This window comes from Pseudomonas sp. CBZ-4 (assembly GCF_000346755.1).
In the GTDB taxonomy this organism is placed as follows: Bacteria; Pseudomonadota; Gammaproteobacteria; order Pseudomonadales; family Pseudomonadaceae; genus Aquipseudomonas.
In genome coordinates this window covers 89,295-114,956 of sequence record NZ_ANNV01000009.1, presented here as the reverse complement: position 1 = coordinate 114,956, position 25,662 = coordinate 89,295, and the positions used below count along the sequence as shown (strand labels likewise).

Sequence of the window (25,662 nt, the reverse complement as noted above, 5' to 3'; positions counted from 1 at the left end):
CTACGGAAAAGACACAGATCAGGGTTTTTCAGTTGCCGAGGTGTACCGATGGAAAAGTTGCAGAAAACCGTTGATGAGTGGAAGGCGATGCTCGACCCCGAGCAGTACAACGTGTGCCGTCTCAAGGGCACCGAGCGACCTTTCAGCGGCAAGTACAATGCCACCAAGACCGATGGCGTCTATCACTGCATCTGCTGCAATGAGCCGTTGTTTGATTCCAGCACCAAATTCGATTCGGGTTGCGGCTGGCCGAGCTTCTACGCGCCGATTGCCGACAGCGCGATGATCGAGATCCGTGACGTCAGCCACGGCATGATCCGCACCGAAGTCACCTGTGCCAAGTGCGACGCGCACCTGGGCCACGTGTTCCCGGACGGCCCGCCGCCGACGGGGTTGCGCTATTGCATCAACTCGGTGTGCCTGGAACTTGTATCCCGCTAGATCTGGATTTTGTGGCGAGGGAGCTTGCTCCCGCTGGGGTGCGAAGCGCCCCTAAAGCTTGCGACTGCTGCGCAGTCGAGCGGGAGCAAGCTCCCTCGGCACGGTTCTATTTCAGTTAATTAAATTGCATGCAATTTAATTGCTCGCTATGTTTGTCGCTCCTTCCCGTTCCTGAGGCACTGCCATGAGCAACAACCTGCTGAGCATCCCTTGCACCACCATCAAGGGTGAGCAAAAGACCTTGGCCGATTTCGCCGGCAAGGCCATCCTGGTGGTCAACACCGCCAGCAAATGTGGCTTCACCCCACAGTACAAGGGCCTGGAGCAACTCTGGCAGGACTACAAGGACCAGGGCCTGGTGGTGCTGGGCTTCCCCTGCAACCAGTTCGGCAAACAGGAGCCCGGTAACGAAGGCGCGATCACCGAGTTTTGCGAGTTGAACTTCGGTGTCAGTTTTCCGCTGTTCAAGAAAATCGACGTCAATGGCAGCGATGCCCACCCGTTGTTCGTGCAGTTGAAACAACAGGCACCGGGCCTGCTGGGCTCCAAAGGCATCAAGTGGAACTTCACCAAGTTCCTCATCGGTCGCGATGGCCAGGTCGTCAAGCGTTTCGCCCCGACCACCAAGCCGCAAGACCTGACCCAAGAGATCGAAGCCCTGCTCAAATGACCGGCTTGCCAGATGTGTCCCTGGCCCTCGACGATCAGTTGTGTTTCAAGCTGTACGCGGCATCCCGGGCGGTGACGCGTGCCTACAAACCCATGCTGGATCGACTCGGCCTGACCTATCCGCAATACCTGGCCATGCTGGTGCTGTGGGAATGGCACGGCGCATCACCGGCCCAGCCTACGGTCAGGGCGCTGGGGGAGCGGCTGATGCTGGATTCGGGCACGCTCACACCGCTGCTCAAGCGCCTGGAGCAGCTTGGGCTGGTGCGCCGCCAGCGCAGTGCACGGGACGAGCGTGAAGTGCATTTGAGCCTGAGCGAGACGGGTGTGCAGTTGCGGGACCAGGCCCACGCCCTGAAAACCCGCCTGCTGTGCGACAGCGGTGTCGACCTGAACCAGGCCGACGCCCTGCGCGACGGTCTGGATCAGCTACTTGCGCAAATCAGAGACTTGTCGAGCGCGGCACCCACAGGTCCAACAGGCCCTTGAGCTCTTCACGACGGAACGGCTTGGCCAGGTAGTCATTCATCCCCGCCGCCCGGCAGCGCTCGCGTTCTTCGGCCAGGGCGTTGGCGGTCAAGGCCACGATGGGCAGGTCCGGCCAGCGTCCGCTGCGACGAATCTGCCGGCTGGCCTCGTAGCCGTCCATGACCGGCATGTTGCAGTCCATCAAGACCAAGTCAAAGTGCTGTTCCTCCAGGCACTTGAGCGCCTCACCGCCGTGGGCGGCGACGATCACTTCGCAGCCCAGCTTGCCGAGCATGCCCTTGGCCACCAGTTGATTGACCGGATTGTCCTCCACCAGCAGGATGCGCGCCCGGTGGGTAAGAGGTGGGGCGTCCATCTGGATCGGGTCGAGGAACGGTTGCGCGTCGCTGCGCAAGTTGCGTTGCAGGATCTGGTACAGCGCATTGCGGCTCAGCGGGCGCGCCTGTTGTTGCAACGGCGCCAGCGCGGCGACTTCTTCGCTGGGCATGAAACTGCCATAGGCGGTGACCAGCAGGATCGGGGCGCTGAGGGTCGGGCGCAGGCGGAACAGGCATTCCGGGCAGTCGGTGATCAACAGGTCGGGTTTTTGCCCGGTCATGTCCGCGTCACGGGGATAGCAATGCGGCGTGAGCCCCCAATGGGGCAACAGGCTGGTCAGCAGCTCCGCCAGGCCACTGCCGGCACTGGTAATGACGATCACCTCGCCCTGGAGCGGCGCCTGGCGGGCGGCGGGCAAGTGGGTGGGCAGCGGCAGCTCGGCGCAGAACTGGCTGCCGAAGCCCACTTCGGAACTGATGCTCAAGCGGCCACGCATCGCTTCGCACAGGTTGTGGGTCAAGGCCAGGCCCAGCCCGGTGCCGCCGAACTGCCGGGTAATCCCCGCGCCCGCCTGGGTAAACGGCTGGAATATCTTCAGCTGTGCTTCTGGCGCAATGCCGATCCCGGTGTCACACACCTCAATCCTCACCTGGCCATTGTGGGCACTGAGACGCACGTCCACGCGACCGAAGCGCGTGAATTTCAACGCGTTGGAGAGCAGGTTGCTGACAATCTGCCGCACCCGCGTCGGGTCGCCGATGACCTGGGCCGGAAATTGCGGATCGATCAGGCACGTCAGCTCGACGCTCGACGCGGCGTTCTGCGACAGCAGGTTCGCGGTGTCTTCCACCAATGAGCCGAGGTCGAAGGGGATCGACTCCAGTTCAAGCTGGCCGGCATCGAACTTGGACAGGTCGAGAATATCGTTGAGCAACTCCACCAGCACCTTGCCCGAGTCATGGGCGATGGACAGTTGCTGGCGCTGCTCGGCGTTCAGCGTGCTGTCCAGGGACAAGGCGATCATCCCCAGCAGGCCATTGAGGGGCGTGCGGATTTCGTGGCTCATGTTGGCCAGGAACGCCGCTCTTGCCTGCGCCATGCCAATCGCGTTGACCTTCGCGGCTTCCAGCTCGGCATTGGACTGGCTCAGCCGCTGGTTGCTGGTCTTGAGCTCCAGGGTGCGGGCCGAGACGATATGTTCCAGTTGGCCCAGGTATTCGGTGAGACGGTCTTCGGCGTGGCGGCGCTGCTGGATCTCGGTTTGCATGTTTTCGAATTGCTGGTTGGCCACATTCACCAACACGCCGATCTCGTCGTTTTCGTGACCGGGCGGGCAATCCAGGCGTGTTTGTTTGCTGGTGCTCAGCGCTCGGATGATGCGTACCAGGGGTTGGGTCAGCATCACGTAGAACAGGCCGAGCAAGATCCCGGTCAGCAGCAGGCTGCGGGCAAAGCCATTGAGCAGCGTGATCTCGGCGCGGTGCAGGAAGCGGCTGCCAAACGCGTAGGTATCGACCTCAAGGTGCAGCTCGCCGAGGGACTCGTTGGGCATGTGCGTCAGGAACAAGCGGTCTTCAAACTGGCGATTGGCACCAAACAGGAAGTCGCTGATGGGCCGGTAGGTGCTTTGCGCGCGAGGTCGGTTGACGTCAGCGAGCACTACGCCGTTGTTGTCGACCAACCGGGCGCGGATGATCGCAGGAGAGTGCAGCAGGCCCAGGGTCAGCTCTTGCGCCAGTTCTGCGTCGATGTTGTAGGCGATACGTGACGCGGGGTTGTGGCTGATTTCGAGCAGCGAGCGTATTTCACGGTTGATGGATGCGTCTTCGCTGGCATAATCAATGCCGATTTGGATCAGACTGAGCAAGGTTCCCAAGACGAAACCGACCAGCACAGTCAATCGGGCTTGTTTATAAGACAAGCGGTGGGCGAACTTGATATCCATTGGGTGTTGAACCACTTCACGTTTCCCTTCGCCCGGCAAGCATAGCTGAACATCCACCGGCTCTGGCTTGCCCGGCACTAATCGGTTTTTACGCAGCCTCGTGTGTTTTGCCGCGGGGCTGCCAATACGCCATCTTTTGCAAGAACTTGCCAGAGGAATAATCGTGGATTCTCGATTGAATGCCTTTCTGGAGCGAGCCGATGCCGTGCTCGCCCGCCTGGAACCCTTGTTGCCCGCGCCGCGCCAAGCCATCGACTGGAACCAGTGCCTGGCTGCCCGTTGGCAGCGTGAAGGCCGCAGCGGCTTCTTGTTGCCACTGGAAGTCAGCCTGGACATGCGCCTGTCCGACCTGATCGGCGTCGACAAGCAGCGTGAAACCCTGGCACGCAATACCCAGCAGTTCCTCGATGGCCTGCCCGCCAACCATGCGTTGCTGTGGGGTTCGCGGGGCACCGGCAAGTCGTCCATGGTGCGCGCCTTGCTGGCCCAGCACGCGCAGGCCGGCCTGCGCTTGATCGAGATCGAACGCGATCACCTGGCCGACCTGCCACGTGTGGTCGAGCAACTGCTCAAGCTGCCGCAACGCTTTATTCTGTTTTGTGATGACCTGTCGTTCGAAGCGGGCGAGGGTGACTACCGCGTGCTCAAGAGCGTGCTCGATGGTTCCCTCGAGCAGGCGCCGGAAAACGTGCTGCTGTACGCCACATCGAACCGTCGTCACCTGGTGCCGGAAAACCAGAGCGACAATGACAACTGGAAGCGTGTGGACGGCGAGTTGCACCCGAGCGAAGCGGTGGAAGACAAGATTGCCCTGTCTGACCGTTTTGGCCTGTGGCTGTCGTTCTACCCGTTCACCCAGGAGCACTTCCTGGATGTGGTGGAGCACTGGATCGGCGAACTGGCGGGCAAGGCCGGTTTGCAGTGGCAGCGTGATGAAAATCTCGACATCCTTGCCGTGCGCTGGGCAACCGGGCGCGGCAATCGCAACGGCCGTTGCGCGTATCAATTCGCCCGTTACTGGGTGGGCCTCAAATTGCTGGAGCGTCAATCGTGATCGATCTACAACAAGCCGGCACTGGCCTCGATGGCTACGCCATGCTGTGTGCGCAACTGGAGTCGCTGCTCGCCGACGAGCGTGACTTTATCGCCAACAGCGCACAGTTTTCTGCGTTCCTGTTCAACCAGCTGGATGATCTGAACTGGGCCGGCTTCTATCTCAACCGCAATGAAGAGTTGGTGCTTGGGCCATTCCAGGGCCAGATTGCCTGTGTGCGCATTCCGTTTGGCCGTGGCGTGTGCGGTGCTGCTGCGGCCTCGCGACAAACCCAGCGGGTAGAGGACGTGCACGCGTTCCCTGGGCACATCGCCTGTGACAGCGCCTCCAACAGTGAGCTGGTGGTGCCGCTGGTCAAGGATGGACAGTTGATCGGCGTCCTTGATCTCGACAGCCCGTCGCTGGCGCGCTTTACCGCGCAGGACCAGGCGGGCATCGAACAGTTGGCGTCGATTTTCCTGCGCTTGACCGACTGCTGACCCGGTGCCGCAGGAGCGAGCAAGTCCGCTCCTGCGGCGCGCAGTCAGGCGCGATTGAGCTCATTGAGGCGCGACTGCAGCATTCTTTCCAGCTCCAGCATGGATTTTTCCAGGGCCTTGATGCCTGTTTCGATTACCGGTTGTTCCTCCTCCCGGGCGCAGGCTTGCTCCAGCGCTTCACATTGCCCGGCCAAGTCGCTGGCCTGCACGATACGTGCGGCGCCCTTGATCTTGTGGGCCTGCTCGATGATCTCCTGTGCCGGGGCCCGGCGTGCCAACAACCCCATCAATACCTGACGATCATGGCCGCTGCTGCTGAGCAGCTCTTCCAGCAGGCGCCGACTGAGCTGCGGGTCGCCCCCGGTGAGTGCGTCCAGGCTGCCGAGGTCTAGCTGCGTGCCGGATGCCTGCGGCCTGATTTGTGCCAGTTGTCGCTCCAGTGCGGTGAGGCTGATGGGTTTGAACAGGCAGTCATCCATGCCGGCTTCAGCGCAGCGCTGCTTTTCTTCGGGTTGAGCGTTGGCGGTAAAACCCAGAACGATGCACGGGCGCCGCTGTTCGCGCTGCTCGTATTCACGGATGGACCGGGTCAATTCGTAACCGTTCATGATGGGCATGTTGCAGTCGGCGATCACCAGGTCGAAGTGTTCCTGACGCCACGCCTGGAATCCTGCTGCACCGTGCTGGGCGGCCGTGAACTGGTGCCCCAGGTAGCCCAGTTGCTGGCACATCAGCAGGCGGTTGGCGGGATGATCGTCCACGACCAGGACGTTAAGCACCTGGGCGGATGCGGGTGTCGCCGGCTTGAGATCATCCACTGCCTGGAGCGGCTGCAGGCGCGGCATTTTCAGGCTGACATGCACTTGTGTGCCCACCATGGGCACGCTACTCAGGCTCAGTTGCCCGCCCATCATCGAGCACAGGCTGCGGCAGATGACCAATCCCAGGCCCGCGCCACTGCGGGCCAGGTGCCCCGAGTTGTCCGCCTGGGAAAAAGGTTCGAACAGGCGCAGTTGATCGTCGCGGCTGATGCCGATGCCGGTGTCCTCTACGACCAGTTTCATCTCGACCTGCTGGGGCATCTCGGTGGCGAATACTTCGACCCTGATCTTCACCTGGCCGCGCTCAGTGAATTTGATGGCATTGCTGACCAGGTTGGACAACACCTGCTTGAAGCGCAAAGGATCGATCAGCACGTCGTTGTCGTCCGAGTCGGCCTTGTACTCAAGCAGCAGGCTGAGGGTTTTCTGGCGGGCCAGGCCGTCGAACACGCGCACTACCGACTCGATCACCTCCTTCAGGTTGACGCGTTCGGGGGCCAGGCTCAGACGGCCGGATTCGATGCGTGCGATGTCGAGGATATCGCCGATCAATTCCAGCAGATCCTTCGCCGAGTTGTAGGCCACCTCGATTGCCGGGCGGTCCAGGTGCCCCTGGTCGGCTCGTTTGAGCGTCAGTTCCAGCATGCCGATCACTGCGTTCATCGGGGTGCGGATTTCGTGGCTCATGGTTGCAAGAAAGGTGCTCTTGGCGCGGTTGGCCTCGTCGGCGCGCTCTTTGGCGGTACGCAGCTCATCGAATAGCTGGCGCCGTTCACTGATGTCAATCCAGCCGCCGATGATGCCCTGGACCTCTCCGGTAGAGTCGCGGTAGGGCAAGATCCAATGGTAGATCGTGTATTTCTTCCCCCGGATATGCAGGGGGCGATCCAGAATCAGAGGGTTGCCTTGTGCCACGACGCGCTGGTAGTCGGCGTGGTATTGAGTGGATTCGGCTTCCAGCGCGGTGCTGATCTGCATCGCACTTTTACCGATCACGTCCTCACGCTTGACGTCAAACACCTGCAAATAGCTGTCGTTACAGGTCTGCAGCAACCCTTTGCGGTCCCGCACGTAGATGGGATGAGGGGTTTCGTTGACCAGCGCGCGCATGAATTCGAACTGATCGTTGAGTGCCCGCTCCGCCATCTTGCGATGCTTGATCTGCCGGCGCATGTAGGCGTTCCAGGCCAGGGAGATCAATAACAACAGGCCGGTGCCGAGGATGATCTGGGCTATCAGGTCATGGTAGTTGCGCCAATAGCCGTCGGAAGCGGCAGTGTAGCCCCGCCACCGGCTGTTGATGACCCCCAGCTCTTCCGGGGCGATGCTCAGCAGTGCCTTGTCCAGGATTGAACTCAGCTCGGTGGCGGCGCGGGGCGTCGCCAGGGCGAAGGTGGCTGGCGTGGTACCAATGCTGAAACTGGTCTGAATCTTGTCCTGGAACATGGGCGAGGACAGGAAATAGTTGGCTACCACCAAGGTGTTCACCGCCCCCTCGACATGGCCTTGTACCAGCAGTTCGGCGGACTTGAAGGTATCGCTTGTCTCTACCAATTGAATGTCGGGGAAGTGCTCGCGCAGGAAGGGTGTCATCGGGCTGCCTTGGGTCAACGCCAGGCGTTTGCCCCCCATTGCCTCCAGGCTGGCGGGCGCTTGATCCTCTTTGCGCGTCAACATCACATAGGAGTTTTCCAGGTAGGGCCGGCTGAAGTTGAGCTGGGTTTCTCGTTCGGCGCTTGGTGCGATGGCGCCAATCATGTCGGACTTCCCGGTCTCGAGCTGTTCGATCATGGTGCTCACGCCCCGCACGCGCGTGATCTCGAAACGCATGCCGGTGCGCAGGCGGATCAACTCCAGCAAGTCGGCGGTTATGCCGCGAAAATTGCCGTCGGTGTCGAAGAACGTCAACGGCGCGAAGGTCTCGTTGACCACTACCTTGATCACCGGATGGTCCTTGAGCCAACGCTCCTCGCGGCTGGTCAGTTGCAGCTTCTGGTCGGTCAACAGGATGTCGCTGCCGGCGCTCCAGCGCTTGGCAATGCTTTCCCGTTCGCTACTGGGTACCGTGGCCAGCACCGAATTGACGATGCCCAGGAGCATGTGCTGGTCCTGGCGCAGGGCAAAGCTGAATCCATAGGCCTCGTGTTTGCCGAAGTTGGCCATGCGGATATTTTTCAGGTAGCCCTTGTTGATCATGAAATGGGTGGAAATGGTGTCGCCGAGAAACACGTCCGCCTGATCGAATGCCACTGCATTCAGGGCATTCTGATAGGAGGGGTAGGCGCGGATAATCGCTTTGGGATACAGCTTTTGCACTTCGTCCAGCGGCAGGTAGTGATACACCAGGCTCAAGCGCAGCCCGGCCAGGCCTTCGCTGAGGCTGCGGGTTTCGCCTTCACGGGTTACCAGTACCGGTTGATCCACCGCATAAGGTTCGGAGAGGGTCAGCCGTGGGTTGGCAGCCTCGAAGCCGTTGGAGGAACCGAGCAGGTCGATTTCACCGGTTTCCAGCGCTTGAATGGACGCCTCCCGCGTAGGATAGCGCACCACCTTGACGGGCATTGCCAGCGCCTTGGCGAGAATCCCGGCGTAGTCGGCGGTGAGCCCTTCGTAGTCTTGGCCGCTGGACGTCAGGTCGAAGGGGGGATAGTCAGGCAGCGCAGTGCCCAGCACCAGTTCGCGTTTGTTCTGTAGCCATTGGCGCTGGGCTTTGTCCAGTTGAGTGTCCAGTTGAAGGGACCCTGCACGGCTCAACAGGGTGAAGTGCTGCGGCTCCATTTGAGCCGCGACCACGGTAGTGTTCAAGCATAGGCCTGCACTCAATACAATCAGATAATCCTTTATACGCCTGGGCATCCGCTTTCTCACACTAGCGCGTTTCGTTTTGCCAACTCGATAAGTTCTACCAAGGATTTGGCTTTCAGTTTTTGCATGAGCCTCTTTTTATAGGTGCTGACGGTTTTGTTACTTAAAAACATGCCTTTGGCGATTTCTTTGTTGGTGCGACCTTGTGCAAAAAGTTGCAAGACCATTAATTCCCTGTCGTTAACCGACTTGAACAGTTCAAGTTCCTGGGAGTTGGCATCGGTGGCGCCGGCATTCAATGCCTGGCTGGGGAAATAGTTATAGCCCGACAATACCGCGCGGATGGCACTCAGCAGTTCACTCAGGTCGCCCTCCTTGCACACGTAGCCATCGGCGCCCGAGCGCATACAGCGCGTGGCGAACAGCGTGGGGCTCTGGGCCGTGAGGATAAGGGTTTTCATCTGGGTGTTCATGGCATTGAACCGGCACAGCACTTCGAGCCCGTCAAGTTTCGGAATGCTGATGTCAAGAATGATCAGGTCCGGGAGGCATTCGCGCACCATCTGTATCGCATCACAACCATTATCTGTTTCGCCGACGACTTTATAGCCTTCGTGTTCCAACAACATTCGAATCGCCAGCCGTATGACGGGGTGGTCATCGATAATGAAAACTGAGTTCATGATCCCATTCCATGCAAGTACAAATAAAGCGGGCACATTAGCTCAGATGGTGTGTCGTGAGCATGAAGCTCAGTGGTGCTGGATACAAAACAAGAAATTTCCTACAGTAAAAAAGGCTGTTGCTTACGATTTGTCAGGACTTAATGCTTGGGTATGTCAGTCTGTTGGGCGTTGTGTGGAGACAATGGCGTGGATAGCGAGCCGAGGTTGGTTCTGTACTGTGCTTTTCGTATTGCGTGATGTTTAACGTCCTACGGCTAAAAGTCAGAAGTTTGATTGATTAGTACGGTAAGTTCATCCCGATTCAATGGCTTGGGTAAGTAACCCAATATAGGCAGGCCGCGTTGCAGTGCCTGGGCATAGAGCTTCGAAAGTTCCAGCATGGACAGGCCGCTGAGCAGAATGGCTGCGGTAATGAAGCCCCGACGGCTGGCTATTTCGACCAGTTCCAGCCCGGGCAGGTCCGGCAGGCACTGGTCGCACAGCATGAGGTCGAAAGGCGTCCGGGCCCGGGTCATCTGGCGAATCGCCTGTTCGGCATTTTCCGCCAGCGTCAATTGCTCGAAGCCGAAGCTCTTGAGCAGGCATTGGGTTGCCAGGAGCTGAAAGGGATGATCCTCGACCAGCAGAATACGCAGGCAATGTTGGGGCATAAAAGGGCACACACTGAGTCAAGCGTCGATAGGGCTGAGCGTAGGAATTGCTCTCGAGGTCGGCCGGAAGCGCGCGTGATTATTCTTTGAGTGGTTGTGCGAATTCGATCAGGCCGCTCTGTTCCCATCGTAGGGCGATTCTTTTCAGGGAACAGGCTGCTTGATTGCCGACGTTTATTGAGGACTGGAACGCCCGGTCATCTCCCGCGCCATTTCGGTGGCGTAGCTGTCGGTCATGCCGGCGATGAAATCGATCATGCGCAGGAACGAGGCGTGCAACGGCCAGGCCGGGTTCGGTGCGCTGTTGCCGAGCAAGTCGAGAATGCGCCGGTTCTTGAACGACGGCGTACGGCCGCCATGCTGTTCCAGCGCGGCACCGCAAAAGGCGTTAAGGAGGATTTCCAGGGTGGTGTAGGCGCCGATTTCATGCAGGGTCTTGCGCTTGTCCTGGAAGATTTTCTTGCGCGCCATGTCCTTGGCATCCAGCACACAGCGTTGGGCCGGGCCGTGCATGTGTTCCACCAGGTCGCCGGGCAGGGTGCCGGCGAGCAAGGCGTCCTGTTGTTCAACGAAAGCCTGTGCCGCGGCGTTGGTCAGGTGTTCGATGGCCTTGCCGCGCAGGATCGCCAGTTTGCGTCGACGCGAGTCTCCGGGGCCCAGCTGTCGATAGGTTTGCGGCAAGTCATCGCCCACCAGGTTGAGCAGCAGTGCCTCGACCTCGGCGTATTGCAGCAACTCCATTTCCAGGCCATCTTCCAGGTCGATCAAGGCGTAGCAGATGTCATCTGCCGCCTCCATCAAGTAAACCAGCGGATGGCGCGCCCAGCGTTGTTCCTCCAGCTGCGGCAGGCCGAGCTTTTGGGCGATCTGTTCAAGAATCGGCAACTCGCTCTGGTAGCAACCGAACTTGTGTTTCTTGTAGCCCAGTGCGTCGGCGTGGCGCGCGGTCCAAGGGTATTTGAGGTAGGTACCCAAGGTGGCATAGGTCAGCCGGGTGCCACCGTCGAACTGGTGATACTCCAACTGGGTCAGCACGCGGAAGCCCTGGGCATTGCCCTCGAAGTTGAGGAAGTCATTGCGCTCGGCGCTGCTCATGTCGTCCAGCCAGCCGCGCCCGGCCGCTTGCTGGAACCAGTGGCGGATGGCGTCTTCGCCGGAGTGGCCGAACGGTGGGTTGCCGATGTCGTGGGCCAGGCAGGCCGATTGCACCACCATGCCCAGGTCGCTCGGGTCGCACCAGTCGGGCAGGGCGCTGCGCAGGGTTTCGCCGACGCGCATGCCCAGGGAGCGGCCGACGCAGCTGACTTCCAGCGAGTGGGTCAGCCGCGTATGGATGTGATCGTTGCTCGACACCGGGTGCACTTGGGTCTTGCGGCCCAGGCGGCGAAACGCGCCGGAGAAGATGATACGGTCGTGATCCTTGTGAAACGGGCTGCGCCCCAGTTCTTCCGGGCTGTGCAGGGGTTTCCCAAGACGTTCGCGAGTCAGCAGGGTGGGCCAATCCAAGGCGGGGACGCTCCGTTCGGTGAATGACCCTCCCAGCTTCCCGGTTCCGCCTGGGCGGGGCAAGCGAAAATCTACAGGCCGGCGGCATCGATATCGATTAACAGCAAGCGCTGACCGTTATCGAAGAATTGTCCGGCGGTCAGGCAGTATTGATTGGTGGTGGCGTCGCGGTAGGTCGAGGACAGGTTCAGCCGCCGCTCCTCCCAGCCTTCGGCCAGCAAGTGATAGAAATACGGGCGCCACGACCAGTTGTGGCCCAGGTAGCGGCTGTCGGACTGCCAGGCATCGTGCCGCCACTCGAAGTTGGGGGTCAGTTGGGTGCCATGGCGGTCGCACTGGTAGAAGCGCAACAGCCACGGAAAGTCCGGCAGCTGCGGCAGCTGGCTCAGCGGCGCCTGGCCCTGGGCCCAGGCCTGGAGGATTTTCATCAGTTCGGCCAACTGCTGGCGCAACCGCATGATGCGCCCACGCTCGGCGAGTTTTTGCTGCACGTACTGCGTGCGCAGTTGGGCAAAGCGGGGCACAAAGGCATCGGCGGCGAACCAGTCCAACTGCGCCTGGGCGAACAGATAACCCTGCACATACCGCGCACCGCACTCCAGAGCAAAGCTCAACTGCGCTTCGGTCTCGACGCCTTCGGCAATGATCCAGCAGCCGGTTTTCTCGGCCATTTGCGCAAGCGCGCGCACCACTTCACTGCTCGGCCCGCCGCGTGCGGCGTCCTGGAACAGGCGCATGTCGAGCTTGAGGATATCCGGTTGCAGCGCCAGCACCCGATCAAGCTGGGAATAGCCCGCGCCGAAATCATCGATGGCAATCCGCGCGCCGGCTTGGCGATAGCGCGCCACCACGTCGGCCAGACGTTGGATATTGCCGCCCAGTTCGGTGATCTCGAACACGATCCGCCGCGGATCGACACCCTGGGCGTGCACCTGCTTCAAGCTCGGCAGCGCTTGCCCGGGGCGCAGGCGGTTGATCCAGCGCGGCGAGATGTTCAGGCTGAGGAACCAGTCTTCGGGCACTTCATGCAGGCGGCTCAGTGCATTGTCGCGGATCTGCCGGTCGAGGCGGCGCAAGGTCGCGCCGGGCGTGCGCGGGTCGGCGAACAGCGGGCCCACGGAGAGCAGGCGGCCGTCTGGTTGACGCAAGCGACCCAGGGCCTCGACGCCGGCGATGCGCCCGGTGGCAGTGTCGATAAACGGCTGGAAGCAGGCGAGCGGTTGCCCGTCGATCACAGGGCCTCCTTGAATAGTTGGCGAAAAAAAGACCCGGCTCTCGAACACGAGAGCCGGGCCGCTTCTGTTTGCAAGAATGCAGCCAGCGTGGCTCAACCTTTGCGCGAAGCGCCCTGCATGGCCAGCTTGATCAGCGGGATCAACCCGGCGCCCAGCCGCACCAGGCGCGTCAGGCTGCTGATACTGCCGCCCTTGGCGCCCTTGCCGGTGAAGAAGCCAAGCAGCGTCACCGCCGCCACGCCCCACAGCGGCGCATGCTTGATGCCCAGGTTGTCCTGCCAGTTCTGGCCCATGTTGCGCACCTTGGTCAGCGGTGCCAGCAGTTGCTGGGATTCGTGGCGGATCTCCTGGCGGTGCATTTCCATGCGCAAGCGGATCAACGCCTTGCGCATTTCCCGGCGTGAGGTGTTCTGCGGGATTTCAGTCAGGCTCATGGCAGCAGGCGCTCCCGGTCATTGGCCAGCTCTTCGAGGGTGGCGTGGAACGGCGTGGACTCATCGAACACCGCCGCTTTCAAGCGCACCCCGCAGAACGCGGCGGCCAGGCTGTAGAACACGCAGAGGCAGATGATCCCGGTGAGGCGGTAGCCGGTGTCCCACACGAGGATCATCACCAGCGTCGATAACCCCACCAGCAACAGCAGCGCAAACACCAGCGCCAGGCCGGCAAACAGCAGCAGGCTGACGGTGCGGGCCTTCTGTTCCTGCAATTCGATGCCAAACAACTCGACATGACTGTGCAGCAAGCCCAGCACGGCCGCGCCCAGACGTCTTGAAGTAGTGCCCGTGGACGAGCCGGTTTCGCCGATAGACATGATTAGCGCCTTGTGGCCAGCAGGCCGATCAAAAAGCCCACGCCGGCGGCAATGCCCACCGACTGCCAAGGATTGGCCTGCACATAGTCTTCGGTGGCGGTGACCGCTGCCTGGCCGCGCTCGCGCAGAGAGTCTTCGGTCACTTGCAGGGTTTCGCGGGCCTTGAGCAGGCTTTCATGGATCTTGCTGCGCAGCTCGTCAGCCTGGTCGCCGGCCAGCACCTTGGTGTCGTCCAGCAGCTTCTCGGTGTCGCTGACCAGGGTTTGAAAATCCTCCAGCAGGATTTCTTGAGCAGTCTTTGCGGTTTTTCTGGCCATGGGTATCTCCGTGATGGGCTGAGCTGTAGATGTCGTTTCGAGTCACCGGTATCGGTGAAGGTTCAGTGCAATTGTCTGGTACAGCTTTTGCTTTGCCTTGGTGCGCACGCCACGGGGCTTGCGCGAAATCCGGGCGGTCGGGCAGGAAGCCTTCAAAAACCTTACCCTAAATAACTGAAACTCGCGGAAAAACCCTGTCGGCATCGGCCTGTTGTGTTGATCGCTGCGCTAAAGCGGTTCACGCCCTCTGCAGAGGGGTGGAACCGGCGGTGCCAATTTAGTGCGCGTAACCCGGGCTTGAACCGCTTTGGTGCTTTTTGCCTTTAATGCAGGCCTGCCAACCTCCATGGAAAATTTGCAAAGTGCAGTGGACACGCTGGTCCACAGTTCCAACACCCTGTTTATCCTGATTGGCGCGGTCATGGTCCTGGCCATGCACGCCGGCTTCGCGTTCCTGGAAGTCGGCACCGTGCGCCAGAAAAACCAGGTCAACGCGCTGTCGAAAATCCTCAGCGACTTCGCCATCTCGACCCTGGCCTATTTCTTTATAGGCTATTGGATCTCCTACGGCGTCAGCTTCATGCAACCGGCCGCGGTGATCAGCGCCGATCACGGCTATGGCCTGGTGAAGTTCTTCTTTCTGCTGACCTTTGCGGCGGCGATCCCGGCGATCATTTCCGGCGGCATTGCCGAGCGTGCACGGTTTGCTCCGCAGCTGTGCGCCACGGCGCTGATCGTCGCGTTTATCTACCCGTTTTTCGAAGGCATGGTGTGGAACGGCAACTTCGGCCTGCAAGCCTGGCTGCTGGCGACCTTTGGTGCGAGCTTCCATGACTTCGCCGGTTCCGTGGTGGTGCACGCCATGGGCGGCTGGCTGGCGCTGGCGGCGGTGCTGTTGCTCGGCCCGCGTAACGGGCGCTACCGGGATGGCCGGTTGGTGGCGTTTGCGCCGTCGAGCATTCCGTTCCTGGCGTTGGGCTCGTGGATTCTGATCGTGGGCTGGTTCGGCTTTAACGTCATGAGTGCACAAACGCTGAACGGCGTCAGTGGCCTGGTGGCGGTCAACTCGCTGATGGCCATGGTCGGCGGCACCGTGGCGGCGCTGATCATCGGCCGCAACGACCCAGGCTTCCTGCACAACGGCCCCTTGGCCGGGCTGGTGGCGATCTGTGCCGGTTCCGACCTGATGCACCCGGTGGGTGCGCTGGTCACCGGTGCAGTGGCCGGTGGCCTGTTCGTCTGGTGCTTTATTGCCGCCCAGGACCGCTGGAAGATCGACGACGTGCTCGGCGTGTGGCCGCTGCACGGCCTGTGTGGCGTGTGGGGCGGCATTGCCTGCGGCATCTTCGGCCAGACCGCGCTCGGCGGGCTGGGCGGCGTCAGCCTGATCAGCCAGTTGATCGGCACCGCCCTCGGCGTGGCGGTGGCGTTCGCGGGCGGGTGGCTGGTGTACGGCACCATAAAGCGCGTAACGGGCCTGCGCCTGAGCCAGGAAGAGGAATACTACGGCGCGGACTTGTCGATCCATAAGATTGGCGCAGTCAGTCAGGATTGATCGGGTTGTCGGCTGGCGCGTAAAAACCGTGCAGCAGGCGATAGCGGTTCTGCCGCACTTCATCGACCCGCGCCTGCACCTGTTGGTCCGGCAGGCCCAGCAGGATCAAGGCGTGGGAGGCGAGCATCAGGCTGGACTCCAACAGCTCGGGCACCACTTCGCTGGCGCCCGCGGCTTTCAATTCGGCCAATTGGCTGTCATCGCGAGTGCGCACCAGGATCGGCACGTCGCGGTTGATGCGCCGCGCCTCCTTCAACACCGCCAGCGCCACCTCGGTGTTGTCCACGGCAATCACCACCAGCCGCGCGCGCTCCAGGCCCACCGCACTGAGCAGGGCTCCGCGCCGGCAATCGCCGTAATGCACGCTGCTGTCTTCGGTCGCGGCTTCCTGCACCCGTTCCGGGTCGTCATCCAGGGCGATAAACACCTGTTGTTCCTTGCGCAGGAACCGCCCGATGGATTGCCCGACGCGGCCATACCCGCAAATCACCGCATGCCCGCGCAGCTCGGCGTTGAGCGCGGTGATTTCTTCCAGTTGCACTTGCTGGTTGGGCTTGCGGTGCAGGCGCAGGGCGATGGCCGGGGCGGCGCGCAACAGCAGCGGCGTGAGCAGCATCGAACAGAAGGTGGCGGCGAGCAGCAGGCCATTGAACTCGTCCGGGATCAGCCGGCTCTGCTGCATCTGCGCCATCAGCGCAAAACAGAACTCGCCGCCCTGGGCCAGGGCCAGGCCGCTGCGCCAGGCGGTTTCACTGTCGCTGCCGCGCCACTTGACCAGCAGCGCAACGACGCTGCCTTTGACCAGCATCAAGGTGAGGGTCAGGCCGAGGATCAACAGGCTGTGGCTGACGAACAGCTGCAGGTCGATCAGCATGCCGATGCTGACGAAAAACAGCCCCAGCAAGATGTCGCGAAACGGGCGGATATCCGCTTCGATCTGATGGCGGTAATGGCTTTCCCCCAGCAGCATGCCGGCGAGAAAGGCGCCGAGGGCAGGGGACAGGCCCAGCAGGTGCGTGAGCCACGCGGTGAGCAACACGATCACCAGCGCCAGCAGCACAAACAGCTCTGCCGAATGGGACGCGGCCACCTCATGAAACAGGCGCGGCAATAACCAGCGACTGGCCAGCAACAAACCGACAAACAGCACCACGGTCTTGGCCAGGGTCAGCGGCAGTGCGATATACCAGGCCTGCTCGCCGGTGCCGGCAAACACCGGCACCAGGGTCAGCAGCAGTACGGCCACCACGTCCTGGAACAGCAACACGCCAATCGCGTTCTGCCCATGGCTGCTGAAGATTTCGCCGAGGCTGGTCAACTCCTTGCTGACAATGGCCGTGGACGACAACGCCAGCCCCGCGCCCAGCAACAACGCGATGCCCGGCGCCACGCCAAGGATCATCAGCAACAGCCCCAGCAGCACCCCGCAGCCCAACACCTGCAAACTGCTCAGGCCAAACACCACGCGGCGCAGGGCGAACATCTTGCTCAGGGAAAACTCCAGGCCCAGGGAGAACAGCAGGAACACCACGCCCAGCTCGGCGAGGTCGGGCAGCTCTTCGCTGTCATTCACCCAGTCCAGGGCGGTCGGCCCCACGGCCAGGCCTACGCACAGGTAGCCGAGCACGGGTGGCAATTGCAGTCGGCGAAACAGCGCAATCACCACCAAGGATGAGGCCAGAATGATCAGCAGGTTGGCAAACACACGCATCTCCGTTGCAAGGGGCAGGCAAAAAGCCGCAAGAATCGCTGAATCAGTTATAGGCCATGCTGATTCAGGTCACGGTTTATTGTGGCGAGGGAGCTTGCTCCCGCTGGAGTGCGCAGCGCTCCCAGCATTTTGGGGCCGCTTCGCTGCCCAGCGGGAGCAAGCTCCCTCGCCACAGGGGTGTTGCGGGCATAGAATGACCGCCTACTTTCTGATCAGAGCCATTCGTCATGCTTCCTGAATGCCAGCTGTTCGGCACCCTGGGTTGCCATCTTTGCGAGATTGCCGAAGCCGAAATCATGCCGCTCGTCGAACGCGGGTTGTTGGTTGAACTGGTGGATATAACCGACCCTGAAGACCTGACCGACGCCTACGGCCTAAGGATTCCGGTACTCCGACGGGCCGACACGGGCGCCGAGCTGGACTGGCCGTTCGACGCCGAACAGGTAGTCGCCTTCCTCAGCTGAGGTTTAGGCGATAGCGGGTTTCCAAATATTACGTTACTGTATGTTTGTACAGCGATTGAATAGAGGGAACGCCCGTGGTGAATGTTGAACAACTGAAAAGCAGCGTCAATCGCATGTCCGCCGATGTCGTGCGCGATGCGGTGAACGAGCTGCGCCTCGACGGCCTGGTCACGGAAGGCAAGACGCCGTTTAACAAAGTGCATTTCAATACCTGCTTTGCCGAGATCGAGGCGCTGTTCCAGCGCGCCGGTTATCACAAGCAGTTGGATGTGGTGGGTTACCAGGGCTTGCTGTACGCGTTGTACGATCCGGGCCGCTGGGAAGCGGTGGACGTGCTGCGCTGGCTCAAGGAGTTCACCGAGGCCGCCAGCGCCTCGCCGGTGCTGCGGGCGCAATTGGCCAAGGCCTGAGCCATGCGGGATAATGCCCGCCGGTTTTCTCCAGGCTTTACGCATGTCCACTTCGATTTTTATTCCGTCTGAGCACCAGGCCAGCACCTTGTACCTGCCACCCGGGGCTTGGGCCACGGTGCTCGATTGCCTGTGCGAGCACTTCCCGGCGATCAGCCGTGAACACTGGCTGGACCGCATCGCGCGGGGTCGGGTGCTGGATGTCCACGGGAACCCGATCTGCCTGGACCTGGCCTACAAGGAAGGCCTGTGCATCTACTATTTCCGCGAAGTGCCGAACGAAAAAGTGATCCCGGTGGAGGAGACCATCCTCTACGCCGACGAGCACCTGGTGGTCGCCGACAAGCCGCACTTCCTGCCCGTGACGCCGGCCGGTGAGTACGTCGAGCAAACCCTGCTACGTCGCTTGATTCGTCGTTTGGACAACCCATCACTGGTGCCCCTGCACCGCATCGACCGGCACACCGCGGGGCTGGTGCTGTTCTCGGCCAACCCGGCCAGCCGCTCGGCGTATCAACAGCTGTTTCCCACGCGCCAGATCGATAAATTCTACGAAGCCATTGCACCCGCGCTGCCAGACCTGAGCTTTCCGCTTGTGCACAAAAGCCGTCTGGTGGATGGCGAACCGTTCTTCCGCATGCAGGAAGGTCCCGGCGCCAGCAACACCGAAACCGCGGTTGAAGTGCGCGAGAAACACGGCGACCTGTGGCGCTACGGCCTGTTCCCCGTGACCGGCAAGAAGCACCAGCTGCGCGTGCACATGACCGCGCTCGGCGCGAGTATCTGCAACGACCCGTTCTACCCCGATGTGCTCAAGGACGCCGTGGACGACTACGCCAACCCGCTGAAACTGCTGGCCCAGGGCGTGCGGTTCATCGACCCGGTGACCGGCGAAGAGCGCCAGTTCCGCAGCCGGATCACCCTCGACTGGTAACCCTCGGAAACGACAAGGCCCGCACGCGGCGGGCCTTGTTGGCAAACGCTAAGACTTACAGGTCTTTAACGGTGCGGACCTGATCCTTGTTGATGCGGGTCTGCTTGCCGTCCAGTTGTTCGAACTCATAGAAGCCCGAATCCTTGTCGAATTTAGGGGTGTCGACGGCCTGGATTTCGCGACCGTCATTCAGGGTGATCACTGTTGGCGAAGCGCAACCGGCGAGGGTGGCGAGGCCCAGTGCAAGCATGAGAGCGGCGATGGTCCGTTGAGTCATGGTGTTGTCTCCGAGAGAATTCTTTTGAAAAGCTGACCTTGTGACGCGCGAGGCGCCGACAAAGTTCCTGATGCGAGGTTCATTCTGACACGCCAACGTGTGGGAGTAACAGCTCGGGGGTATTCAGGTTGGCCAGGCGCGGATCATCCGCCGGGCACTCCACGCCCACCGCGCCCAGTTTCATGAAGATCTGCCGTGGGCTGCGCTCGCCGGCCTGCCAGGCCGCCTCGACCGCGTCCCGCAGGGCGGTGGGCAGGATGCAGATCAGCGGCTCCCAGAATTGACCGTGGCGGACCATTACCGGCACAAGGGGATTGCGCTGCGCCGTCTCACGCAGCTCGGCCAGTAGTCGTGCATCGAGCTGCGGCACGTCGCACGGCAGGATCAGCAAGTGCCCATGGCGTGCGGCGCCAAGCCCTGCACGAATCCCGGCGAGCGGGCCGGGGAAGTCCGCGCTGTCGTCGCTGACCAACTGGTCGGCAAACGCGGCGTACCTCTCGGGGTTGCGATTGCACGAGATGATCAGGTCGTCCGTCAGCGGCCGCACCAGGCCGTGCAGGTGGGCAATCAACGGTTGGCCGCGCCATTCCAGCAGGCCCTTGTCCAGGCCACCCATGCGCTGGCCACGGCCCCCCGACAGCAGCAGGACCGAACAGGGCAGGGCAGATGAATCGATAGGCATGGCAGTTCCGCAGCGGCAGCAAAAGGGGGGCCTGTGATATAACACCGGCCTGTTTCTTCGACAACCGGACCGTGCCATGACCGCCAAGGCAGATGCGCCCTTCGTACCCCTGAATATCGCTGTATTGACCGTCAGCGACACCCGCACCCTGGACACCGACACCTCGGGCCAGGTCTTCGTCGATCGCCTCACTGCCGCTGGCCACAACCTGGCCGAGCGCGTGCTGCTCAAGGACGACCTCTACAAGATCCGCGCCCAGGTGGCCCACTGGATCGCCGAAGACGTGGTGCAGGTCGTGCTGATCACCGGCGGCACTGGCTTCACCGGCCGCGACAGCACCCCGGAAGCGGTGAGCTGCCTGCTGGACAAGCAGGTCGACGGCTTTGGCGAACTGTTCCGCCAGATCTCCGTGGCCGATATCGGCACCTCCACCGTGCAATCCCGCGCCCTGGCCGGCCTGGCCAACGGCACCCTGGTGTGCTGCCTGCCGGGTTCGACCAATGCGGTGCGCACCGGTTGGGATGGCATCCTCGCCGAGCAGTTGGATAACCGTCATCGCCCGTGCAACTTCGTCCCCCACTTGAAGCAGGCCGAACCCTGCGCCTCCCGTGGGTAAGCCCGGCAAGACCGGCGCCCTGATGCCGGTGGAAGACGCGTTGGCGCAACTGCTGGCGATGGCCGAAGCTGCGCCGATCCGCGATCAGCAAGCCTTGCCCCTGGCCGTGTGTGATGGCCGCGTCCTGGCGCACGACCTGATCGCCACCCTCGACCTGCCGCCCTGGCCCAACAGCGCCATGGACGGTTACGCCCTGCGCCTGGCGGACTGGCACGGCGAGCCGCTGGTGGTCAGCCAGCGCATCTTCGCCGGGCAGGCGCCGCAGCCCTTGGCCGCCGGTACCTGCGCGCGCATCTTTACCGGCGCGCCGGTGCCGGAAGGCGCGGATTGCGTGGAGATGCAGGAAAACGCCGTGGTCCACGCCGACGAGCGCGTGAGTTTCAGCGAGCCCCTGCACCTGCAGCAGAACATCCGCCCCCAGGGCCAGGAAACCACGGTCGGCGAGTTGGTCTTGAATGCCGGCACACGCCTGGGGCCGATCGAACTGGGGCTTGCCGCCTCACTCGGGCGTGACCGTCTTGAAGTCATCCGCCGCCCGCGCGTCGCCGTGCTGTCCACCGGTGACGAACTGATCGAGCCCGGCCTGCCGCTGGGCCCCGGGCAGATCTACAACAGTAATCGCCGCGTGTTGTGCACCTGGCTGGAACGCATGGGCTGCGAGGTGATCGACGCCGGCATCCTGCCCGATGACCTGGAACAGACCCGCACCCGCCTGGCGGGCCTGGGCAACGTCGACCTGATCCTGTCCACCGGCGGTGTGTCGGTGGGCGAGGCGGATTTCCTCGGCATTGCCCTGCGTGAAGAAGGCGAGCTGGCGTTGTGGAAACTGGCGATCAAGCCGGGTAAACCGCTGACGTTCGGGCACTTCCGTGGCGTGCCGGTGATTGGCCTGCCGGGCAATCCGGCTTCGACCCTGGTGACCTTTGCGCTGCTGGCGCGGCCGTACCTGTTGCGCCGTCAGGGTGTGGCGGATGTCGAGCCATTGCGCTTCGCAGTGCCGGTGGGGTTCGAGTGGCCCAAACCGGGCAACCGCCGCGAGTACCTGCGCGGGCGCATCGAGCAGGGCAAGGCGATCATCTACCGCAACCAGAGCTCCGGCGTGCTGCGCAGCGCGGCGTGGGCGGAAGGGTTTGTGGAGGTGTTGGAAGGGACGACGTTGGCGGACGGGGATATGGTCAACTTCATTCCGCTGAGTGAAGTCCTCAACTGACACTGAAAATCCAATGTGGGAGCTGGCTTTTGTGGGAGCTGGCTTGCCTGCGATAGCAGTGGGTCAGCTAGCCCATTTGGTACAGGTACACCGCCATCGCAGGCAAGCCAGCTCCCACATTTGAATCCCTGTATGCCTGTTAGTAGTCGTCACCACGCTCCGTGACATCCCGCTCCACCGGCCCCGCATCCGGGTCATACCCCACCGGGAACTTGCCCTTCAACGTCCAGGCAAACGCAATGATCTCCGCCACCGTGCGGTACAACTCTTCCGGGATGCTGTCCCCCAGTTCCATACGCGCCAGCAGCTTCACCAGCTCGGCATTTTCATAGATCGGTACTTCATTCTCCCGCGCCAGCTTGAGGATCGCCTCGGCCAGCGCATCGTCGCCCTTGGCCGTCAGGGTTGGCGCTTGCTGGCCGTCGTACTTGAGGGCAATCGCCTGGCGCGGCGGGTTGGGGTTCTTCATGCGGTTTCATCCACCCAGCGTTGTTCCAGTCCGGTCTTCGGCCCGCGTGGCGGGGTGCCGAGATGGCAATCGAGGTCGCCGACGTTGATGCCCGAGGTCACCAGCCGTTCGCGCAGGTTGCCCAGGTGGCTTTCGATCAGGCTTGCGGTGAAGGGCCGGCTGGCCCACAACTGGCTCGACAGTTTGCCCTGGTTCAATTGCGCCTGGACCTGCAACGGACCCAGCGGCTCCATGTCGAAGGCCAGTTCGACGCGCCAGAGCATCTGCTTGGGGTCCTTCTTGTCCTTGCGTTCCGGCTGGTCCTTGTCCGGCGCCGGTTCTTCGCGCTGGAACTTGACCTGCAACGGCACGATGTCTTGCAGGGTGCGCAGGGGGATTTCCAGCTGCCAGGTGGTTTGCAGGCGGCCATCGGCGGTGGTGCCGGTCTGTTCCAGGCTCGACAGTTGGTGGCTCTGCAAACGCGAAATGGCCCCGGCGGCCAGGCGCAGGAGGTTTTCCAGGTCGCCTTCGCCTTCCAGTTTCGCCATCAGCCGTTCGGGCAGGGGAAAGCCCACGGGTGCCTGGCGCGCGCTGAGCTGGCCGAGGGTGTTCAGCGGGCTGCGCACGAAGTTGGGCAGCACTTGGGCCAGAGTGTTGGCGGCGAGGATGGCATTCAGGTTGGTGCTGGTGGGCAGGGCCGGCAGCAGGTCGGCGACCAGGCGCAGCAAGGCGCCTTTCATGTCCAGCGGTGGAACCCCAGGGTTTTGCCCGGCGAGCAGCTTGGCCTCCAGAAAGGCGCCGCTGTTCTGGATCACCTGGGCGAGGATTTTCGGGTTGCTGACTTGGGCCAGGTCGGGCAGGGCGGCCAGCAGACGGTCGGCGGCGGCGCGCAGTTCGGCGGAAGTGCCGGCACCCCGTGGCAGGTTCTGCAAGGCGGTGAAGACTGCATCCAGCGAGCCTTGGCGGCTTTGTTGGGTGGCCAGTTGCTGGGTGATTGCCAGTTGATCCTTGAGCCCGCTCAGCGGTACGAAGTTCAAGGTCTGCGCGTTCTGCACCACCGCGCTGAGCAAGCTGCCGACCCGCAGCGGCTGCGGGCTTTCCAGGGTCAGCGTGGCGCCGGCCAGGGCGTTGTTGAGCACGGTCACCAGTGAGCGGTAGATCGCCGGTTGCGCCGCGCCCTGGGGCAGCATCTGGGTAGTCAGCACCTTGGCTTGCAACAGCGTGCCTTCGGGCATCTTGCTGGTGTCGATGCGGGTCAGGGCGGCCACGTTGGCGCTCAAGGCTTGTTGCAGGCTGAGGGTCAGGTTGCCGGCGGGGGTCTGGCTCACCGCGACATTGCTGCCCAGGGGCAAGGGCTGGGCGCTGCTGGCTTGAACCAGGGTCTGGCGGCCGCTTTCCAGGGTCAGCTTGAGCAGCAGCTGAAAGGCTTCACCACCTTGCTTCAGGGCGATGACCTCGGCGTTCACGGTTTTTCCCGGGGTGATCAAGCCGATCTGCGGTTCCAGCAGTTTCAGCAATTCACCGCTGGCGGGCGCGGGGCTGGGCCCGGTCGCCGGTGCAGGTGGAAGCGTAGGAAGGTTGATCTCACCGGTCATCGCGCGCGCCGTCTTGAAGGAAATTGCCCTCTTTAGAGTAGGGCATCGCATGTATAATGCGGCCCGTCTGCAAAGAGAGCGCTAAAAACCTCACAACTATTTGATCCAGCTCTCTAAAATCGGTCGCCGAAGCCGTTATTGTGCACTTCTCTTTAACGGCCGCTGCACCGCCGACTTGAACCGTAAAGGCCCGCGATCTTTTGACCAGCCCTCTTCTAGAAGCCGTAGCGCTCTCCTGTGAACGCGACCTGCGCCTGCTGTTCGAGCACCTCGAACTGCGGCTGGCGGGCGGCGACATGGTGCAAATCAGCGGGCCCAACGGCAGCGGCAAGACCAGTTTGCTGCGCCTGCTGGCCGGCTTGATGCAACCGACGGCCGGAGAGGTGCGGCTCAACGGCCAACCCCTCAACGAACAACGCACCGAGCTCGCCCGCAACCTGATCTGGATCGGCCACGCCGCCGGGATCAAGGACGTGCTCACCGCCGAAGAAAACCTCAGCTGGCTCAGCGCCCTGCATCATCCCGCGTCCCGTGACGCCATCTGGCAGGCCCTCGCCGCCGTCGGCCTCAAGGGTTTTGAAGACGTGCCTTGCCACACCCTGTCCGCCGGCCAACAGCGCCGCGTGGCCCTGGCCCGTTTGTACCTGCCGGGCCCGCCGCTGTGGATTCTCGACGAACCCTTCACCGCCCTCGATAAACAAGGCGTCGCCCAGTTGGAAGCACACCTGGCCCAGCACTGCGAGAGCGGCGGTTTAGTCGTGCTGACGACACACCACACCCTGACGCGCCTGCCCGCCGGTTACCGCGACCTCGATCTGGGACGGTGGTCAGCATGAGTGTCTTCGCCCTGTTGGTCGCCCGCGAAGCGCGGCTGTTGTGCCGTCGCCCGGCCGAGCTGGCCAACCCGCTGGTGTTCTTCGCCATCGTTATTGCCTTGTTCCCGTTGGCGGTCGGTCCCGAGACTAAACTGTTGCAAACCTTGTCTCCGGGACTGGTGTGGGTGGCGGCGCTTTTGTCCGTGCTGCTCTCGCTGGACGGCCTGTTTCGCAGTGATTTCGAAGACGGTTCCCTGGAGCAGTGGGTCCTTTCGTCGCACCCCCTGCCACTACTGGTACTGGCCAAGGTACTGGCACACTGGGCGTTTTCCGGCCTGGCGCTGGTCTTGCTTTCGCCGCTGCTGGCGATGATGCTCGGCCTGCCCACGGAATGCCTGCCGATCCTGCTCCTGAGCCTGTTGCTCGGTACGCCGGTCCTCAGCTTGCTGGGGGCAGTGGGCGCGGCGTTGACCGTGGGTTTGAAGCGCGGCGGCCTGTTGCTGGCCCTGCTGATTCTGCCTTTGTATATCCCGGTGTTGATCCTCGGTAGCGGCGCGTTGCAAGCCGCGCTGATGGGCATGCCGGCGACGGGTTACCTCTTGTGGCTTGGCAGCCTGACCGCCCTGGCGGTAACCCTGACACCTTTTGCAATAGCGGCCGGCCTGAAGATCAGCGTCGGCGAATAATGAGGTCTGGCTAAGCGTTAGCCAGTAAAG

Annotated in this window: 27 protein-coding genes; 13 read left to right on the top strand and 14 right to left on the bottom strand. The window is 62.1% G+C overall.

What is annotated here, in order from left to right:
- Positions 1–48 precede the first annotated feature (48 nt).
- The 3 genes from msrB to B348_RS0101490 all read left to right on the top strand — a co-directional run bounded on the left by msrB (position 49) and on the right by B348_RS0101490 (position 1,599).
- A complete protein-coding gene (gene msrB / locus B348_RS0101500) occupies positions 49–441 on the top strand; it encodes a peptide-methionine (R)-S-oxide reductase MsrB (RefSeq protein WP_017734398.1) in 393 nt (130 codons plus the stop codon).
- Between the two features lie 184 nt (positions 442–625).
- Positions 626–1,111 carry a glutathione peroxidase gene (locus B348_RS0101495; protein WP_017734397.1) on the top strand — a complete coding sequence of 162 codons (486 nt, stop codon included), beginning with the start codon at positions 626–628 and terminating at the stop codon, positions 1,109–1,111.
- The gene (locus B348_RS0101490) at positions 1,108–1,599 is read left to right on the top strand and encodes a MarR family winged helix-turn-helix transcriptional regulator (RefSeq protein ID WP_017734396.1); all 492 of its coding nucleotides are present in this window, start codon (positions 1,108–1,110) and stop codon (positions 1,597–1,599) included. Before B348_RS0101495 ends, B348_RS0101490 begins: the two co-directional genes overlap by 4 nt.
- Here the strand turns inward: B348_RS0101490 and B348_RS0101485 are convergent.
- Positions 1,553–3,862: a response regulator gene (locus tag B348_RS0101485; RefSeq protein WP_017734395.1), complete on the bottom strand. Its 2,310-nt coding sequence runs from the start codon at positions 3,860–3,862 to the stop codon at positions 1,553–1,555. The genes B348_RS0101490 and B348_RS0101485 overlap by 47 nt on opposite strands.
- Before the next feature lie 163 nt (positions 3,863–4,025).
- On the opposite strand from B348_RS0101485, the gene B348_RS0101480 reads away from it, so the two are divergent.
- Together B348_RS0101480 and B348_RS0101475 are read left to right on the top strand one after the other, a co-directional pair.
- Positions 4,026–4,916, top strand: a complete 891-nt coding sequence (locus B348_RS0101480; RefSeq protein ID WP_026136474.1) for an ATP-binding protein — start codon at positions 4,026–4,028, stop codon at positions 4,914–4,916.
- On the top strand, positions 4,913–5,395 hold the full coding sequence (locus B348_RS0101475; RefSeq protein WP_017734393.1) for a GAF domain-containing protein: 483 nt from the start codon (positions 4,913–4,915) through the stop codon (positions 5,393–5,395). Before B348_RS0101480 ends, B348_RS0101475 begins: the two co-directional genes overlap by 4 nt.
- A gap of 44 nt (positions 5,396–5,439) precedes the next feature.
- Here B348_RS0101475 and B348_RS0101470 read toward each other — a convergent pair whose 3' ends face one another.
- The 8 genes from B348_RS0101470 to B348_RS0101435 all read right to left on the bottom strand — a co-directional run bounded on the left by B348_RS0101470 (position 5,440) and on the right by B348_RS0101435 (position 14,229).
- A complete protein-coding gene (locus B348_RS0101470; protein ID WP_026136473.1) occupies positions 5,440–9,072 on the bottom strand; it encodes a transporter substrate-binding domain-containing protein in 3,633 nt (1,210 codons plus the stop codon).
- 8 nt (positions 9,073–9,080) lie between these two features.
- Positions 9,081–9,704 (bottom strand): response regulator transcription factor, encoded by a 624-nt coding sequence (locus B348_RS0101465; protein WP_017734391.1) that lies wholly within the window; start codon positions 9,702–9,704, stop codon positions 9,081–9,083.
- A gap of 257 nt (positions 9,705–9,961) precedes the next feature.
- Positions 9,962–10,357: a response regulator gene (locus B348_RS0101460; RefSeq protein WP_017734390.1), complete on the bottom strand. Its 396-nt coding sequence runs from the start codon at positions 10,355–10,357 to the stop codon at positions 9,962–9,964.
- Positions 10,358–10,531: 174 nt separating this feature from the next.
- Entirely contained in the window at positions 10,532–11,863 is a 1,332-nt protein-coding gene (locus B348_RS0101455; protein ID WP_017734389.1) for a deoxyguanosinetriphosphate triphosphohydrolase, read from the bottom strand.
- A gap of 71 nt (positions 11,864–11,934) precedes the next feature.
- The gene (locus B348_RS0101450; protein ID WP_017734388.1) at positions 11,935–13,098 is read right to left on the bottom strand and encodes an EAL domain-containing protein; all 1,164 of its coding nucleotides are present in this window, start codon (positions 13,096–13,098) and stop codon (positions 11,935–11,937) included.
- A 92-nt stretch (positions 13,099–13,190) separates the two neighbouring features.
- Positions 13,191–13,532 carry a hypothetical protein gene (locus B348_RS0101445; RefSeq protein ID WP_017734387.1) on the bottom strand — a complete coding sequence of 114 codons (342 nt, stop codon included), beginning with the start codon at positions 13,530–13,532 and terminating at the stop codon, positions 13,191–13,193.
- Positions 13,529–13,912, bottom strand: coding sequence for a phage holin family protein (locus B348_RS0101440; protein ID WP_012723020.1), 384 nt, complete (start codon positions 13,910–13,912; stop codon positions 13,529–13,531). The genes B348_RS0101445 and B348_RS0101440 overlap by 4 nt, the downstream gene beginning before the upstream one ends.
- Positions 13,913–13,914: 2 nt before the next feature.
- Positions 13,915–14,229 carry a YqjD family protein gene (locus tag B348_RS0101435; protein WP_017734386.1) on the bottom strand — a complete coding sequence of 105 codons (315 nt, stop codon included), beginning with the start codon at positions 14,227–14,229 and terminating at the stop codon, positions 13,915–13,917.
- A gap of 346 nt (positions 14,230–14,575) precedes the next feature.
- On the opposite strand from B348_RS0101435, the gene B348_RS0101430 reads away from it, so the two are divergent.
- Positions 14,576–15,784 (top strand): ammonium transporter, encoded by a 1,209-nt coding sequence (locus B348_RS0101430; RefSeq protein ID WP_026136472.1) that lies wholly within the window; start codon positions 14,576–14,578, stop codon positions 15,782–15,784.
- Here the strand turns inward: B348_RS0101430 and B348_RS0101425 are convergent.
- Positions 15,771–17,495: a monovalent cation:proton antiporter-2 (CPA2) family protein gene (locus B348_RS0101425; RefSeq protein ID WP_017734384.1), complete on the bottom strand. Its 1,725-nt coding sequence runs from the start codon at positions 17,493–17,495 to the stop codon at positions 15,771–15,773. The genes B348_RS0101430 and B348_RS0101425 overlap by 14 nt on opposite strands.
- Before the next feature lie 227 nt (positions 17,496–17,722).
- Between B348_RS0101425 and B348_RS0101420 the strand changes: the two genes are divergently transcribed.
- From B348_RS0101420 to B348_RS0101410, 3 genes are all read left to right on the top strand, one after another.
- On the top strand, positions 17,723–17,959 hold the full coding sequence (locus B348_RS0101420; protein ID WP_017734383.1) for a glutaredoxin family protein: 237 nt from the start codon (positions 17,723–17,725) through the stop codon (positions 17,957–17,959).
- Positions 17,960–18,033: 74 nt separating this feature from the next.
- Positions 18,034–18,369, top strand: coding sequence for a hypothetical protein (locus tag B348_RS0101415; protein ID WP_003189932.1), 336 nt, complete (start codon positions 18,034–18,036; stop codon positions 18,367–18,369).
- A 43-nt stretch (positions 18,370–18,412) separates the two neighbouring features.
- Complete coding sequence (locus B348_RS0101410) at positions 18,413–19,303, top strand: pseudouridine synthase (protein ID WP_017734382.1); 891 nt, start codon at positions 18,413–18,415, stop codon at positions 19,301–19,303.
- Between the two features lie 55 nt (positions 19,304–19,358).
- Here B348_RS0101410 and B348_RS0101405 read toward each other — a convergent pair whose 3' ends face one another.
- Positions 19,359–19,580, bottom strand: coding sequence for a YgdI/YgdR family lipoprotein (locus B348_RS0101405; protein WP_016978480.1), 222 nt, complete (start codon positions 19,578–19,580; stop codon positions 19,359–19,361).
- 79 nt (positions 19,581–19,659) lie between these two features.
- Positions 19,660–20,262 carry a molybdenum cofactor guanylyltransferase MobA gene (gene mobA, locus B348_RS0101400; RefSeq protein ID WP_017734380.1) on the bottom strand — a complete coding sequence of 201 codons (603 nt, stop codon included), beginning with the start codon at positions 20,260–20,262 and terminating at the stop codon, positions 19,660–19,662.
- A 76-nt stretch (positions 20,263–20,338) separates the two neighbouring features.
- Between mobA and moaB the strand changes: the two genes are divergently transcribed.
- Positions 20,339–20,878 carry a molybdenum cofactor biosynthesis protein B gene (gene moaB, locus B348_RS0101395; RefSeq protein WP_017734379.1) on the top strand — a complete coding sequence of 180 codons (540 nt, stop codon included), beginning with the start codon at positions 20,339–20,341 and terminating at the stop codon, positions 20,876–20,878.
- Positions 20,871–22,088, top strand: a complete 1,218-nt coding sequence (gene glp / locus B348_RS0101390) for a gephyrin-like molybdotransferase Glp (RefSeq protein WP_017734378.1) — start codon at positions 20,871–20,873, stop codon at positions 22,086–22,088. The genes moaB and glp overlap by 8 nt, the downstream gene beginning before the upstream one ends.
- Positions 22,089–22,227: 139 nt before the next feature.
- On the opposite strand, the gene B348_RS0101385 is transcribed toward glp, so the two are convergent.
- Together B348_RS0101385 and B348_RS0101380 are read right to left on the bottom strand one after the other, a co-directional pair.
- The gene (locus B348_RS0101385; protein ID WP_003210638.1) at positions 22,228–22,557 is read right to left on the bottom strand and encodes an EscU/YscU/HrcU family type III secretion system export apparatus switch protein; all 330 of its coding nucleotides are present in this window, start codon (positions 22,555–22,557) and stop codon (positions 22,228–22,230) included.
- Positions 22,554–24,131 (bottom strand): flagellar hook-length control protein FliK, encoded by a 1,578-nt coding sequence (locus tag B348_RS0101380; RefSeq protein ID WP_017734377.1) that lies wholly within the window; start codon positions 24,129–24,131, stop codon positions 22,554–22,556. The genes B348_RS0101385 and B348_RS0101380 overlap by 4 nt, the downstream gene beginning before the upstream one ends.
- A 200-nt stretch (positions 24,132–24,331) precedes the next feature.
- Between B348_RS0101380 and ccmA the strand changes: the two genes are divergently transcribed.
- Positions 24,332–24,967 carry a cytochrome c biogenesis heme-transporting ATPase CcmA gene (gene ccmA, locus B348_RS0101375; protein WP_017734376.1) on the top strand — a complete coding sequence of 212 codons (636 nt, stop codon included), beginning with the start codon at positions 24,332–24,334 and terminating at the stop codon, positions 24,965–24,967.
- Positions 24,964–25,632, top strand: coding sequence for a heme exporter protein CcmB (gene ccmB / locus B348_RS0101370; protein ID WP_017734375.1), 669 nt, complete (start codon positions 24,964–24,966; stop codon positions 25,630–25,632). Before ccmA ends, ccmB begins: the two co-directional genes overlap by 4 nt.
- Positions 25,633–25,662 lie beyond the last annotated feature (30 nt).